Annotated in this window: 12 protein-coding genes and 1 tRNA gene; 4 read left to right on the forward strand and 9 right to left on the reverse strand. The window is 43.9% G+C overall.

Features of this window, described 5'->3' with window-relative positions; all coding sequences use genetic code 11:
- Window position 1: 1 nt before the first annotated feature.
- Window positions 2-568, forward strand: a complete 567-nt coding sequence (locus tag HZS85_RS12925) for a histidine phosphatase family protein (RefSeq protein WP_214856412.1) — start codon at window positions 2-4, stop codon at window positions 566-568.
- A gap of 58 nt (window positions 569-626) precedes the next feature.
- Here HZS85_RS12925 and HZS85_RS12930 read toward each other — a convergent pair whose 3' ends face one another.
- A complete protein-coding gene (locus HZS85_RS12930) occupies window positions 627-2114 on the reverse strand; it encodes a phytoene desaturase family protein (protein WP_214856413.1) in 1488 nt (495 codons plus the stop codon).
- Window positions 2115-2131: 17 nt separating this feature from the next.
- Window positions 2132-2677 (reverse strand): methyltransferase family protein, encoded by a 546-nt coding sequence (locus HZS85_RS12935; RefSeq protein WP_290758198.1) that lies wholly within the window; start codon window positions 2675-2677, stop codon window positions 2132-2134.
- 217 nt (window positions 2678-2894) lie between these two features.
- Here HZS85_RS12935 and HZS85_RS12940 point away from each other — a divergent pair, with 217 nt between their 5' ends.
- Complete coding sequence (locus HZS85_RS12940) at window positions 2895-3722, forward strand: M15 family metallopeptidase (RefSeq protein ID WP_214856414.1); 828 nt, start codon at window positions 2895-2897, stop codon at window positions 3720-3722.
- Between the two features lie 200 nt (window positions 3723-3922).
- Here the strand turns inward: HZS85_RS12940 and HZS85_RS12945 are convergent, their stop codons facing one another.
- A complete protein-coding gene (locus HZS85_RS12945; protein WP_214856415.1) occupies window positions 3923-7063 on the reverse strand; it encodes an efflux RND transporter permease subunit in 3141 nt (1046 codons plus the stop codon).
- A gap of 184 nt (window positions 7064-7247) precedes the next feature.
- On the opposite strand from HZS85_RS12945, the gene HZS85_RS12950 reads away from it, so the two are divergent.
- Window positions 7248-7320, forward strand: a tRNA-Val gene (locus HZS85_RS12950).
- A 96-nt stretch (window positions 7321-7416) separates the two neighbouring features.
- On the opposite strand, the gene HZS85_RS12955 is transcribed toward HZS85_RS12950, so the two are convergent.
- The gene (locus HZS85_RS12955) at window positions 7417-8439 is read right to left on the reverse strand and encodes a PTS sugar transporter subunit IIC (RefSeq protein WP_035412440.1); all 1023 of its coding nucleotides are present in this window, start codon (window positions 8437-8439) and stop codon (window positions 7417-7419) included.
- 362 nt (window positions 8440-8801) lie between these two features.
- Between HZS85_RS12955 and HZS85_RS12960 the strand changes: the two genes are divergently transcribed.
- On the forward strand, window positions 8802-9536 hold the full coding sequence (locus tag HZS85_RS12960) for a metallophosphoesterase family protein (RefSeq protein WP_214856416.1): 735 nt from the start codon (window positions 8802-8804) through the stop codon (window positions 9534-9536).
- A gap of 36 nt (window positions 9537-9572) precedes the next feature.
- On the opposite strand, the gene HZS85_RS12965 is transcribed toward HZS85_RS12960, so the two are convergent.
- The 5 genes from HZS85_RS12965 to HZS85_RS12980 form a co-directional block, all read right to left on the reverse strand.
- Window positions 9573-9851: a hypothetical protein gene (locus HZS85_RS12965; protein ID WP_056063494.1), complete on the reverse strand. Its 279-nt coding sequence runs from the start codon at window positions 9849-9851 to the stop codon at window positions 9573-9575.
- Window positions 9852-9978: 127 nt separating this feature from the next.
- Complete coding sequence (locus HZS85_RS12970; RefSeq protein WP_396196955.1) at window positions 9979-10821, reverse strand: IS3 family transposase; 843 nt, start codon at window positions 10819-10821, stop codon at window positions 9979-9981.
- A 191-nt stretch (window positions 10822-11012) separates the two neighbouring features.
- Entirely contained in the window at window positions 11013-11141 is a 129-nt protein-coding gene (locus tag HZS85_RS17030) for a hypothetical protein (RefSeq protein ID WP_396196950.1), read from the reverse strand.
- Between the two features lie 110 nt (window positions 11142-11251).
- Window positions 11252-11806 carry a TetR/AcrR family transcriptional regulator gene (locus HZS85_RS12975; RefSeq protein WP_214856418.1) on the reverse strand — a complete coding sequence of 185 codons (555 nt, stop codon included), beginning with the start codon at window positions 11804-11806 and terminating at the stop codon, window positions 11252-11254.
- Window positions 11793-14111, reverse strand: a complete 2319-nt coding sequence (locus tag HZS85_RS12980; protein WP_214856420.1) for a YhgE/Pip domain-containing protein — start codon at window positions 14109-14111, stop codon at window positions 11793-11795. Before HZS85_RS12980 ends, HZS85_RS12975 begins: the two co-directional genes overlap by 14 nt.
- Window positions 14112-14258: the final 147 nt, after the last annotated feature.

The raw sequence follows: 14258 nt of genomic DNA on the forward strand, positions 1-14258 counted from the left end.
CATGACGACACTGTATTTCGTACGGCACGCACATTCGACATACTCACCGGATGAACGGAGACGTCCACTTTCCGATAAAGGACAGGCAGATGCGAGACGTTTACTTGAAACGTTTCAAGAAATTCCAATCGACAGATTTTATAGTAGTCCGTATCAGCGGGCGATCGAGACGGTTGCACCGCTCGCGGAGGCACGTCGACAACCAATTATTGAGGTAGAAGAACTAAGAGAGCGATTACTAGCACCTGGAGAGCTTGACGGTTTTCAGGAGGCGGTTATGTATGTATGGCAACATCCGAACGATAATCCATTCGGGGGCGAAACGAACAAAGAAGCAGCGCAACGCATTCGGCAATTCATCGATGAACTGGTGGAGAAGCATTCCGACGAAATAGTTGTTCTTGGAACACATGGAAACATTATGGTGTTACTTCTCGAAACATTCGATCCGACATTTGATTATACATTTTGGAAATCCTTACCGATGCCAGCCGTGTGCCGGATGGAAGTGAAATCAGGAGGAGAGGTAGATATTCACGTCGTACCACTTTTGACGAATGTAAAGTAAAAAAGAGGCGGAACTGATGAGTAAATCAGTTTCCGTCTCTTTTATAATCAAAGAAATCTTAAGGCGTAGGAATAGCACCTTCATGTTTTCGGATCAAATCAGCTGTTAATTGACCGGATAAGGTGACCATCGGCACACCGCCGCCTGGGTGTGTAGAACCACCAACGAAATAAAGTCCTTCGTATAAGTCGCTCTTCGATGGAATCTTGAATCCACCATTTTTCTTCCGATCGGCTGCGACACCATAAATCGATCCACCGTTTGGACCATATAAGTCCTTCAGATCTTCTGGGGTGAAGCGATATTCAAACTCGATTGATTCCCGAAGACCGTAAAGTCCCATTCGTTCGAGTTTATCAAGAACAACTTCACGATAAGCATCCCAGTCGACCTCGCCTTTTTGGAGTGTTAGAGGAGGGACATGCGTCAAGACGAACAGATTATCTTTTCCATCGGGCGCTTGCGAAGCATCAGATTTCGACGAGACCCCGACATAAATCGTCGGATCCTCAGGAGGCGTTCCTTCTTTGAACATTTGAGCGAATTCGCGCTCTGGATTTTCTGAGAAAAAGAAGTTGTGATGTGCTAGTCCACTGTATTCACGGTTCACACCAAGTAATAATACGAGTCCAGAAACAGAGGGAGCAAACGATGCCTGTAATTTTTTTGCCCGCTTCCGGGCTTTTTTCTCAGGTACGATTCGTTCGTAAGTCGGGATGACCTCAAGATTTGAGACGACGATGTCGGCTGCATGGAACGTACCATTCGAAAGGACACCAACTGCTTTTTTATTTTCAAGGACGATTTGTTCAACCGGTGAGTTGAGATGCACCGTGACGCGGAGCTCGTCAAGCAATCGTTTCATAGCACGCGCGATTTGATACATCCCGCCCTTAACATAATAGATGCCAAGTCCCATCTGTACATAAATCATTTGATTGAAGACGGCTGGCGCTTGATAAGGGTTGGAACCGACATACATGACCATGTAGTTGAACAGCTGTTCGAGATACGGATCATTGAGGTGTTTTTTTGTTCCGGTCGCGACGGTGTTCATCGGGTCCATCTTTAATAAATCAGACATCGTATGGTATTTTTTTAAGTCCTTTAAATCTTCGAGACTGTATTTATAAAAGCTGTCGAGACATAAGTCATACATTTGTTTTGAGTACCGGAACAATTCGACGAAATCCGCTCGTGACGAAATTTGCTCGACTTCTTCAAGCATTCCGGGTAAGTCACCTTTGACGTCGATTTTTGTCCCGTCTTCAAAAAAAGTACGCCATTGCGGTTCAATGCGTTCGATTTCTAAGTAATCATCTAAGTTACGATGAACACTTGAGAAGAGTTGTTCGAGTACCCAAGGCATCGTTAAAATCGATGGACCAGTATCAAAAGTAAATCCTTTCCCGCTGCGCTGATTTAGTTTCCCACCGACGTTTGCATTTTTTTCAAGCATCGTGACTGCGTAACCATCTCCAGCTAAACGAATGGCAGCAGACATACCGGCAAGACCAGCTCCAATGACGATTGCACGTTTCTTCAAATGGATCACTTCTCCTTTTAATAGATGAATGGAATCAAACGTTTTCGTTTTGCAGCCCACATCGTATAGGCAGGTCCGAAACCTTTTGTCAACATCGCTTCCTCGATTCGAATCCGGTAGAGCAAGAAAATGAACATCAGAAGTCCAGAGAGAATGAAAAGTCCGAACTGACCGGTGAACAGGGGGAAGCTCATCGTAATCAACAACAATCCACTATATAACGGGTGACGTAAAAAGCGATAGGGACCGCTACTGACGAGCTGATCACCCGACGCCACGACGACATGACGAGTGAACTGTTGCTTTAAGTGGAGAATTCCCCATAGACGTAAGGAAACACCACACCATAATAAAATGCATGAAAAGATGCGCATGATAGAAGAAACGGTTTCATTCGCAAAGAGGAAAGCGCAGACGATCGTTCCGCTTAGGACAAGGAAAATCAAATAAAAACTCACTTGTTCTGCTGCCCCTGACTTAGACTCGGAGCGATTCCGAAAACGAACCATCTCACCAATCCAGCAGATGCTACCAATACTGAAAATCCATTCCCAAAGTGACACGTACGCTACTCCTTTCTACATCAGAATCATGTTTCGAAAACGCATACATCGTTATTTACCCATTGTAATTCGTCCTTAAGCTACATTTAGAAAACTTCAGAAATACTTCATTTTCATGACAAGCATTCCGAAAGAACCCTGTTTGAAAAAAAGAATGGTATTCTAATCTAAAATATGGATGCAGATTAGAACATGCATTAAAGGAGATATACGATTCATGAAATACATCACGACACTCATCACGACGTTGACATTAACAGCGGCCTGTACATCAGTGTATATACCAACAGTCGAAGCATCGACTTCTACTTATCGGCAAGCAAAGACATCTCTTCATTTGCGTAAAGGAGCATCGATTGATCAACCGAGTCTTGCGGTTATTCCGACGGGGATCTATGTGACGGAACTGTCGAAAGTCGGTATATGGTCAAAAGTACAATATGGTACGAAGATTGGTTATGCGAGTACGAAGTATCTACTGACGGATGAACAAATCGGTGGGAAACGGATCGGTAAGACACTCATCGCGAATAAGAACTTAGCACTCCGTTCGACGTACGCTCCTGGAGAGAATCAGCAAGCGCGTACAGCTTTTGAGAAAATGCGCTTGGCGGCAAAAAAAGAGGGGATTACGCTGGTCGCATTTAGTACATACCGTTCGTACGCTTACCAAAAGGCATTGTTTGATAAATATGTCGCGCGAGATGGATATGAAAAAGCGAGTACTTATAGTGCGGAGCCAGGAAAAAGCGAACATCAGACAGGACTCGCTTTTGATATAGGGGGAGCAGATTCTTCTAAATACGCGATGTTCAGTTTTGCGAAGACGAAAGAGGCGAAATGGCTGTTCGCGAATGCGCACCGGTATGGTTTCCATCTTCGTTATCCATCTGGTAAAGAATCGTGGACAGGTTATACGTATGAAAGCTGGCACTACCGTTATGTAGGGGCGACGCTTGCTGCTCGCCTGAAACTCAGTGGGTTGACAATGGAAGAGTATTTTCATCTTGCTCCTTGGAAACCAGTAAAGACTTCGACATCTTAAAACATGATAAATAGAGGGTGTTGGATTCATCTATTATTCGTCTTGAATGAAAGAGATGGACTGTTTGACAATGACCGGCATGCTGATTGGTAGCTGAACATGACGGTACATTGGAGCAGACGGATGAACCGTTGGAATCATAAGCCTCACACTATAAAAAGCCCATCGCAATCCAAGCGATGGGCTTTTTTGATGTTCACTTAATTGGTTGTTCGTTCTTTTTTCGCTTTTTTGAAGAAGAACAGTTCATAGACGACTGGAACAATGATGAGTGTTAACAACGTAGATGTCGTTAACCCCCCAATAACTGTTAGGGCGAGACCTTTTGAGATCAATGTCCCTGAAGAAGTTGTTAATGCGAGTGGTACTAATGCCATGATCGTTGCGAATGCGGTCATCAGGATTGGACGCAATCGTGTTTTACCCGCTTCAATCAATGATTCGCGAATCGGCATACCACGTCCGACGTTTTGACCGATGCGGTCTACGAGAACGATTGCGTTCGTGGTGACGATTCCGATCAACATCAAGAAGCCGATCATGACACTGACAGACAATGGTTCATTCGCAAGGAAGAGCGTGACGAGTGAACCGATTGGAACAAAGATCAGAGAGGACAAGATGATGAACGGAATTCGTGCTTTTCCGAACGTAATCAACATTGTCAGGTAAACAAGTCCGATTGCAACGACAATCGCAATTCCGAGTGATTGGAAGATTTCGACTGTATCATCATTCCCACCACCACTTGTCAACGAGACACCGTCTGGTAAATTAATTTTTTCGACCTCTGTTTTTACAGCATTAGAAACGTTTTGTACGTCGTCTCCTTTAACTTGTCCGGAAACGCGAGCATATACTTTTCCGTCGAGCTTTTGAATTGATGTGAAGGTCTCGACTTCTTTGACGGTCGCGACATCTTTTAGAGCAACAGGACCGTTTGCTGAGAACAGTTGGACGTCTTCGAGATCTTTCTTCGAAACGAGTCCTTTTTCATAAGACAATTGTACATTTTGATCTTTATTATCAAGATTCAACGTGCCAACAGTAACAGGCTTCGTTTGATCATTGACGGTCCCGAGAATCTGGAAGCCGGATAGTCCACGATCACTTGCTTTTTCAGGATCGATTTCAACGAGGAATTGCTTTTGTTTTTCGCTGAAGTTGTTTGTGATATATTTTAAATCACTATTTTTGGACATATTATCCTCGACTAATTTCGCAGCTTTTTGAAGCGCTTCGAGATCGTTCGAGAACAGGTCGACATCGACGTTGTTGTTCGACGGAGGACCACCTGTTGATAATTCAGCTACGCTGATTTTGACATTGACGTTTTCCTCTTGAGCGATGTCCTCCATCTGTGTCTCAAGTGATTTGATCGTTTTCTCGACGTTTACGCCGTCCTTCAGGTTCAAGAAATAACTTGCTTTATTATCGAGACGTAAGCCTGTCGTAAAGTCTCGTGCTCCGACAGACGTCGTGACGTCAGCGATTGCTTGTTCTTTATCAAACATCTTTTCCATCTCAAATGAGACGTCGCTCGTTTTCTCGAGCGATGTGGCAGCCGGAAGTTCAAGCGATGCCGTTAGTGTCTTTGAGGCTTCGTTCGGAATGAACGTAAAGCCGAGACGTGGAACGATCGCTAGAGAACCGCCGAGAAGAATGAACGATACAATTAAGATCGTCGCCTTATGCGAGAGTGACTTTTCAATCAGCTTGCCATACCACCGTTGAAGAGCACCTTCTTTTTCTTCTGCTGGAACCTTCTTAAAGGCAAATTTCGCAAGAATCGGTACGATCGTGATCGCAACGAGTAGTGAAGCAAGTAATGAGAAAATAATTGTCAAAGCAAACGGTAAGAAGAACTTACCAGTGATTCCACCGACGAATCCGATTGGCAGGAAGACGACGACGGTCGTTAGCGTCGATGACGTGATTGCTTTTAAAATCTCTTTTGTCGATTGTTCGATGATCTCATCCGTCATACCGGATTCGGATTTTCGAACACGCCGGAAGATGTTCTCGATAACGACGATACTATCATCAACGACACGACCGACCGCAACGGCCATCCCGCCAAGTGTCATGATGTTCAGAGAAATATCTTGCCAGTTCAAGAAGATAGCAGCAATGAGTAACGATAAAGGAATCGAGACGATGGCAATAATCGTTGCGCGAATATTTCGTAAGAACAAGAGTACAGCGAGAGAGGCAAAGAGGGCACCAAGTAATCCTTCTTTGACGAGTGTCGCGACGGATTCCTCGATATCCTTCGCTGAATCGATCCCAATCGTATAGTCGACTTGATCGTCATATTTATTAAGGATCTTCGTGACTTCATCTGCGATTTCGACCGTATTGGCATCTTGTTTTTTCGTGATTGCCATCGATAAGGAATCTTTTAAATCGTAACGTGTTTTTTCGCTTTGTTGCGAGACTGCTTCGATTTTTGCAATATCTTCTAGACGAATCGGTTCTGCAGGTTCAGACGCCTGATCTGTAGCTGCTCCACCTGTTGTACTTGGTGGTCCTTGTGTTGCACCTTGTGGTGGACCGCCAGCAGATGAACCACCTGTTTGATCGCTACTAGCTGAACTAGTCGCACCTGCAACGGGTGTCAATTGTAGATTTTTTAGTTTATCTAGATTTTCTAGTTTTTCCTCAACGCGAATCGGTATTTTTGAATCGTTTTCTGATAGCTGACCAGATGGGAACGAGACATACTTTCCGTTGATTTGTTCCTTGATACTTGAGAGCGAGAGTCCTGCTTCTGTTGCTTTCTGATTATCGACGGTGATTTGAACGAGATCATCTTTGTAGCCACCAACGGAAACGCTATTGATTCCTGGAATCTTATTAAGTTCAGGTTCGATATCGTCCTTGAGGATTTTTTCGATGTCTTTACCATCCTTACTAAAGAAAGAGATATTATAGATTGGGAACGATCCAAAGGACAGACGATTTAATTTCGTTGTTGCTTCCTCTGGTAGATTCGCATCTTGGATTGCAGCATCAATCTGTTGTTCGACTTTATCCATGTCAGTATCGAACGGGAATTCGATGTTTAAGATACCGATGCTTTCATAAGAAGAGCTTGTCAGCTTAGTAGCTCCTTCGATTCCTTTCAATGCAGTTTCAAGCTTCGAGACGACTTGTTTATCGACATCGTCGGGCGAAGCACCAGGATATACTGCTTCAACAGAGATTTGAGGAAATTCGATTTCTGGGAACTGATCGACTTTTAATTTCGAGAAAGAATAGACGCCTCCTAAAACTAAAAGAATGGCGATGATGAAAACAGCCACCGAATTTTTTAAACTGAATCGGGTTAAAAAGTTCATATGAACACTCCTTTCGTTTATATGTGCTTATTTACATAGTAGAGGACACTCATAGAACCCGCAACTTTAAAACTGTTTTATTCAAAAAGATCTTTTTGAAAAAAGATAATTTTTTTTGTTAAAAAGGCTTTACACCTTTCGATATGCTGCTATAATAAAAATATACCCAGTAACAACACAGCATGATTCTGTAGCTCAGCTGGGAGAGCGCTACCTTGACAGGGTAGAGGTCGCTGGTTCGAGCCCAGTCAGAATCATACCGAAATCGTTCCTTTTCGAAGGAACGATTTTTTTGCATTAAAAAAACTATTCCCGAAATCAATCAGGAATAGTTGGAAGGTAGAGATATTATTTTATTGGATTTCGAGATGAAGATCGCCACGCTTCGTCCAGCCTGCGACAGTCGTCAATCGATAGAAGACGAGTGTCAAGACGCCAGGTAAAACGACACCAGTCAAGAAGAATATAAGGAACGCCTGAGGACCTTGGTTGACGAAGATATTGAGTGGCGCAATCATCGAATTTAAACCGAGTCCAGCGAGTTCATATGGTACTTTCAAAGAGAGAAGAAGCGTCGCTACAGGAGCTGAAATCATCGCTGCGAGAAACGGTGCAACGACAAGACGTGGATTTTTAACGATATTCGGGAATTGTACTTTAGGTGTGACAAAGAAAGAAGCAATCAAACCACCGGGATCCGTCTGACGATATGCCATCAATGTGAAGCCAACGAATTGAGCGGAACAGCCAATGAGTGCAGCGGCACTTGCTACAGGATCAAGCTGCAAAGCGATAGCGAGTGCAGCGGACGAAGCGGGAGACATCAATAAGACACTAAAGATGAGTGCAATGACAAGAGATGTAGCAATAGGAGACGATTCGACTGAAGCGGTGATCATAGCGCTGAATTTTGTAAGGAGTGGTGTCGTTACGGCAGCAGCACCGATACCAGTTATACCACCGGCAAGCACAGCACTCATCGGGATAACCATCATGTCAAATTTCGTTTTTCCAGTCATGCGTTTTCCAACGTATACAGCGACCGCAGCTGCGAGTAATGCACTGATTGGCTGCCCGGGGGCAAGAACGAGTCCAGAAGCAGTCGATTGAAGCGCAGCACCACCAATCGTCGCTGCGATCATCGCGCTGAACAGGACAAGTGTGTTTCCTCCGAGCTGAAAGGCGATACCGGCACCGAGTGCAGGAGCAAGCAGTACTTTTGCGACGCCGCCAATCGTCAGTAGCATTTGGATATGTAAAAAATTGCCGAGCGTCTCAATCAGGAGTCCGACACCGAGTGTTACAAGAACGGCATTCGCCATTCCAGCTGATACTTTTACCATTCGATCCATCGCATATTCTTTCAACGTTGTCATCCTCTCTCTATCTATCTCTATTTTTTGCCATGAAAAAAGCCTATCCATTTTTGGGATAGGCGCCACTCATTCTGTGCGGGCGCCTCATTCGATGCATCGAAAGGAGGGCCCAAAAATCATTTCCGTTTCATCATCGGAAAAGTTTTCAGTCCCTCATGCATAGAATAATCAGTCGTCCGGCTTGGCTAAATGGCTGTTGCGTCGGAATCATTCAATCGTGCCCCTCTCTGTGAATTTTTCTAAGCCTAACATGCTTCTGATCAATAATCAATATTTTCTGACAATTTATTTTTTCTTTAAATCTAATAGGAATTTACGCTATCATCGGGAAATCCTAATGTACTAACAATGGAGGCGTTTACATGAAAGTAATGATTTTTACAGATATTCACGGGAATGCTTCAGCATTGCGTGCCGTGTTGTCCTACCTCGATCAGTCTTCAGACATCGATGCTGTATATTGTCTCGGTGATCTCGTCGGTATCGGACCTGAACATAATGAGGTCATCAATTTGTTAAGGCAGCGGCCTGATATTCAGACGATTTCTGGAAACCATGATGAATGCGTCCTTGCTTTGATTCATGGGGATGTTTATCCCGCTAGTTACCAACATGCGAAAGAGCACCATCAATGGATTGCAGATTCATTGACGCAGGAGAATCAGAGTTATTTGGAGCGTTTACCGCGTGTATTGAATGCCACCCATCAGGAACAAACGATGTATCTGACACATTATGCCTATGCCGATCAGACGAAGAAAATCGGTGAGGAACCCTTAAAGCCAGCAGTGGATGGAACGAAAGAAAACTTACCCGTCCTTTTTTCCGGAAATGAGGCGCGAATCATTGGCTTTGGTCACCACCATCCAGCACAACAAGTTGAGACGGATCAAACGCTGTACATCAACCCTGGAGCGATCGGGTGTCAGGAAACAGCTCTTGCCCCAGTAGCAATCCTCACTTTAGAAAAAGGACAAGTTCGTTCGGAAATCCTGACGATTCCTTACGATGACCGCCCATTTCTAAATGTACTCAATACAACAGAAATGCCGGAACGTGAATTGATGCGACGTCTCTTCTTCGGAAATAGATCATGAAAAAAACCTTCATGAATAGATCATGAAGGAAGTCGATCATGCAGACAGTTTCGTCATGATTGAGACGAGGCAGACGATAATCAGTAACAGGATACCGATATTTCGTTTCAACGAGTGGCGTGACCAGTAGAAGAATAGTGCAAGTACAGGGGCCACGAAAAAGGCAAGAACAAGACTGATCAGTGTTGCAAGAAATAAAACAAATATCCAGAGCTTGCTCGTTGTCCGGTAAACCTGCCACATGTCGTAAAGCGACATAAGTGTATAAGCGAGTAATACAAAGATAATTCCGGTCGATAAACTCAAAACGATCATCACTCCATTCCTTTTTTAGTATAAGGGAAGGAGCAAAGATGACTATATGTCTTGCAGGAAAAAACGTGACGAATCGATGAACGTATAGACTGACCTAGCACTATGAGACACATATAAAACACCTTGATTAGGCTGCCAGTACACCGTATCTTTTCGGTGTCAGGTAGCCTAATTTTTCTTGGATTCGTTCTTCGTTATAGTAGTTTAAGTAATTAATAACGCGTTCAGAGACCTCATGGTCTCTTAGCGAGTTAAATTTGACGTACTGGAACTCCTCGGACATTAAATTAGAGTGGAACGATTCAATAACTGCGTTGTCCCAACAGTTTCCTCTACGAGACATGCTACTTATTAGGTGATTGCTCTTAACGAATTCTTGAAAGGCATATGACGTATAGACACTGCCTTGGTCCGAATGAAGGATGACCCCTTCGGGATAGTTTCGGTTCTCAAGCGTTATCTTCAACGTATCGATCACAAGAGACGTTTGTTGATGCTCGTATAACTTGTAGGCGATGATTTTGTTATTGAATAAGTCCATGATAGTTGAAAGATATTTCGTCGTGCTACCGTATTGGATATAAGTGATATCCGTCACCCACTTCTGATTCGGTTTACTTGCTGTGAAGTCGCGCTTGATGAGATCCGGTGCCGTTACGATGCGCTCACCTTGAGACTTCCATCTTCGTTTCGGCTTGATCCGGTATTGGAGATGGTGTTTTTGCATGATTTTCTGCACGGTATTCCGATTGGCTTTCAACTGATAAATTTGCTGTAATAATGTCTTTATTTTTCGGTGTCCATTCCGATACCTCGTCTGCTTACTTAGTTCAATGATGGCTTTTTCGAGCACCGAGGGTGCTTTCACAGATTCTTTAATCCAACGGTAATAGTTTGCTCTCGGTACATTCAAAACGCTAAGAATAGCGGTGATTGTATACTTTCCCCGGAGAAACTCTACAATTTTTATGACTACTTCTTTCTCAACTCTCTTTCAATCTCCATGTACTTTTTTAAGATTTCGTTTTCCATCTTCAGATGAGACATTTGTCGTTCTCTCTTATCATCCTCACTTGCAGAATCTGGACCATGTCCATAGGTATATTGTTTTCCAATCGGCTGATCAAATCGATAATGTTCGTTAGCGCGATACCATCTCATTCATGTTTTAATTTGAGATTCATTTTTGATTCCGTACTTCTCCATAATCTCTTTCGTCGTTAACTTACCACTCAGCTCATCTTTTACTACTGCCCATTTCACTTCACTTGAATATACGTTTTTGCTCATGCAAAAACACCTCCGATGTTAGTACTTTTTAAAAGTGTACCACTCCGAAGGTGTTTTATATTGTCTCAAAATTTTAGGTTAGCCCAATCCATTGATCAGCGGTTTTTTATTCACAGAACGCGCAACATGGCACGTCGAATCGTATCGAGTTCAAGTGGACGCGCAATCGATGGCCATTCGGCGATCAACGCGATATACGTTCGAAAGATCAGGAAGGCCGTGACATCGACCGGTATGTCGCGATCGTCTTGACCAAGACGAGTCTCAAGTAATGTCTTGATATATTCGACGACATGTCGTTCAATCCGCATCCGTAATTCCTTCATCTCTTGTAATTTTAAGTTGCGTGTTTCTTCGATGATTTGAAGAATGAATAAGTGTTGTTGCTGATGATAGATGATGGCGTCGATCATTGCTTGTTTATTTTCTTCTACGGTCGCCTGTTCGACGTAAGCGCGTTCTGCTTCTTCTTTCATCTCTTGCAACACACGTGTTACGAGTGATTCAAACAGATTGAGTTTACTTTCGAACAATTGATAGACGGTTGGTTTTCCGACATGAGCGCGTCGGGCGACACGCTCGATCGTCGTTCCCTTATAACCGAGTTCTGAAAAGCAAGCCATTGCTGAGTCGAGTATCAAAGTTTCTTTATCAGACTGTGTCATGTTGTTTTCGTCTCGCTTTCGTTGAGAGTAGAATCCGTTTGGCTCCGAGCCCTCCAACGAAGCAGATGATTAATGCGACGACTAATATGGTCGCAAGGACTTGACTATTGGATACGAGGACATCCGTCACACCGAGTCCAAGCGCTTCGCGGAATCCACCGACCGAATATGTCATCGGTAAGAAAGCGTGAATCGCTTGGAAGAACCCTGGCGTCATTTCGACAGGGAACGTTCCACCACTACCACCGATTTGAAGAAGGAGTAGTAAGAAGGCAAGGAACTGTCCGACGCGACCGAGTAGCATCGCGAGCGTGAACAGAATGGTAATGAACGTCATACCTGTCAAGGCAGCGAATCCATAGAGCGCAGGGACACTCGCGACATCAGCATCCAGCACATAGACGATGGCTGTGGCCGCTGCGACACCTTGTAATGCGCCAATCGGTAAGATAAGTGATAATTTACCGACGAGGAAGCGCCATGTCAGACTCTCACCATGTTCGGGACGAATCTGATAGACCGAAGAGAACATCAAGGCACCTGCGAACAAGGCAATACTAAGGATATAAGCTGATAAACCAGAACCGTAATTGTTGACAGTCGAATAGTCATGTTCTTTTAAGACGACGGGTTCTGCTAGCATATTATCCCGCTCTTTTGTCGGCTTGACCGTCGCGTCTTTAGCTCCCTTGCTGAGCTCATCCTTCAGTGTTTTAGCTCCATCTTCAAGTTTCGTGTTGGCATCCGCGATTTTTGAAGCACCCTCTGTTGTTTTGCCGATACCATCTGTAATCGTAGAAGAACCAGATGCCAATTGTCCTAATCCGTTATTCAACGCGCTAGCCCCAGCTTGAAGTTGATGTGTACCATCTGACAGTTGGTTCGCGCCGTCAGCTAGTTGGGCACCGCCTGTTGCGGCTTTATGCACACCCGCAGTATACTGACCGAGTTTTTCATTGAACGTCTGTTGTCCACTAGCTAATTGTTGTGCGCCAGACTCGACTTGTTTCGCACCATCGACGAGCTTCAATTGTCCAGCGTTTAGTTGCGATACAGCAGACTGGACTTGCTGACCACCTGCGGCGAGTTGACCGATTTTCTTCGTTGCTTCTGTTGCTTGAGCAAGACTCTGATCAATTGCACCTTCTTGGGCAGCAAGACTTTGAATATTTTCTTCTAATGAACCAATAGAACCGAGTAATGTTTGTTTTTCTTCATCTGATAACTGTTCAGAAGCAGAAATAACTTCTTTTAGTTGAGCGACGTTTGTCTCAAGTGCTTGGCGACGGGCCCGTAAGTCCTGTTTCGCCCGTTCAGCATCTTGATTGAGTTGTGTTAAAAAGGCATTCGCAGCTTGTGCTTTTTCATCCAGTTGATTTAATCCGTCCGTCAACTGAGGAATTTTTTCATTAAGCTGAGCAGTACCCGCAGCCAGTTGTTCTGCCCCTTGGCGTACCTGTGTTGAGCCACCGCTGAGTTTTGTTGCGCCTTCTTGAAGTTGCGCGGCACCTGCCTGTAACTTGCCACCGTTTTCATCGAGTGTGTTCAATCCAGAAGATAGCTCACCCGTTTTTTGAGCGAAGAGGGTGGTCTTTTCGTCGAGTGTCGTGACACCATCACTCAGTTTTTTCGAACCTTGATTCGCTTCCCCGAGTTTTTCGGACAGTGTCAGACTGCCATCTGCGAGTTTTCCAAGATTTGTTGCTAGTGTTCTAGCGCCATCCGCTGTTTTATGGTTACCGTCCTCGAGTTTAGAGGAACCGTCCGACGCTTTTTCCATTCCGTTTGCGATTTTCTTTAATGCACCGAATATAGCACTACTATATTGTTTCGTAACGGATTTTCGGATTTTTTCGTTTAACTGTTTTGCGGCAGTACTCGAAATTTGTGTTCCCGAGTAGTTTTTCGCTGGATTCAAGTAATATTCTAACTCAATCTTCTTCGGGTGATCATCGAGTAGTGTCGTTGCATTTTTAGAAAAATTCTTTGGAATGACGACTGTCATGTAGACTTTTCCGTCACGCAATTCTTTCTCTGCCTTATCCTGAGACAAGAACTGCCAATCAAAATCATCATTTTTTTTGAGTTTATCGACGAATTGATCCCCGATGTCGACTTTCTCTCCTTTAAACTTTGTCGCCTGATCTTCGTTGACGATAGCTACCTTAATATCTTCTGTACGACCGTACGGGTCCCAGAATGCAGATAAGAAGATGGAGTTGTAAAGAAACGGTACGAGGATGAGGGCGAGAATAACGACGATCATCATCGGACTCTTCAATTTCTTCCATTCTGAGCGAAACATAAATACAAATCCCCTTTCTAAAACTCAAAACTAATTTGAGTTTTAGGTTTTGATGAGATTTACTTTACTCTCTTCATTATAAAAAATCAATCGATAATTCCAATTTCACACAAAAAAACGACTCACGAGAGTCGTCTCTAAAAAATG

This window comes from Exiguobacterium sp. s130, assembly GCF_018619055.1.
GTDB lineage: Bacteria > Bacillota > Bacilli > Exiguobacteriales > Exiguobacteriaceae > Exiguobacterium_A.

Excerpts from the sequence above, each read along its gene's own strand:
- HZS85_RS12925 (WP_214856412.1), top strand. The coding sequence starts at position 2 with ATGACGACACTGTATTTCGTACGGCACGCACATTCGACATACTCACCG.
- HZS85_RS12940 (WP_214856414.1), top strand. The coding sequence starts at position 2,895 with ATGAAATACATCACGACACTCATCACGACGTTGACATTAACAGCGGCC.
- HZS85_RS12945 (WP_214856415.1), bottom strand. The coding sequence starts at position 7,063 with ATGAACTTTTTAACCCGATTCAGTTTAAAAAATTCGGTGGCTGTTTTC.
- HZS85_RS12955 (WP_035412440.1), bottom strand. The coding sequence starts at position 8,439 with ATGACAACGTTGAAAGAATATGCGATGGATCGAATGGTAAAAGTATCA.
- HZS85_RS12960 (WP_214856416.1), top strand. The coding sequence starts at position 8,802 with ATGAAAGTAATGATTTTTACAGATATTCACGGGAATGCTTCAGCATTG.
- HZS85_RS12965 (WP_056063494.1), bottom strand. The coding sequence starts at position 9,851 with ATGATCGTTTTGAGTTTATCGACCGGAATTATCTTTGTATTACTCGCT.
- HZS85_RS17030 (WP_396196950.1), bottom strand. The coding sequence starts at position 11,141 with ATGAGCAAAAACGTATATTCAAGTGAAGTGAAATGGGCAGTAGTAAAA.
- HZS85_RS12975 (WP_214856418.1), bottom strand. The coding sequence starts at position 11,806 with ATGACACAGTCTGATAAAGAAACTTTGATACTCGACTCAGCAATGGCT.
- HZS85_RS12980 (WP_214856420.1), bottom strand. The coding sequence starts at position 14,111 with ATGTTTCGCTCAGAATGGAAGAAATTGAAGAGTCCGATGATGATCGTC.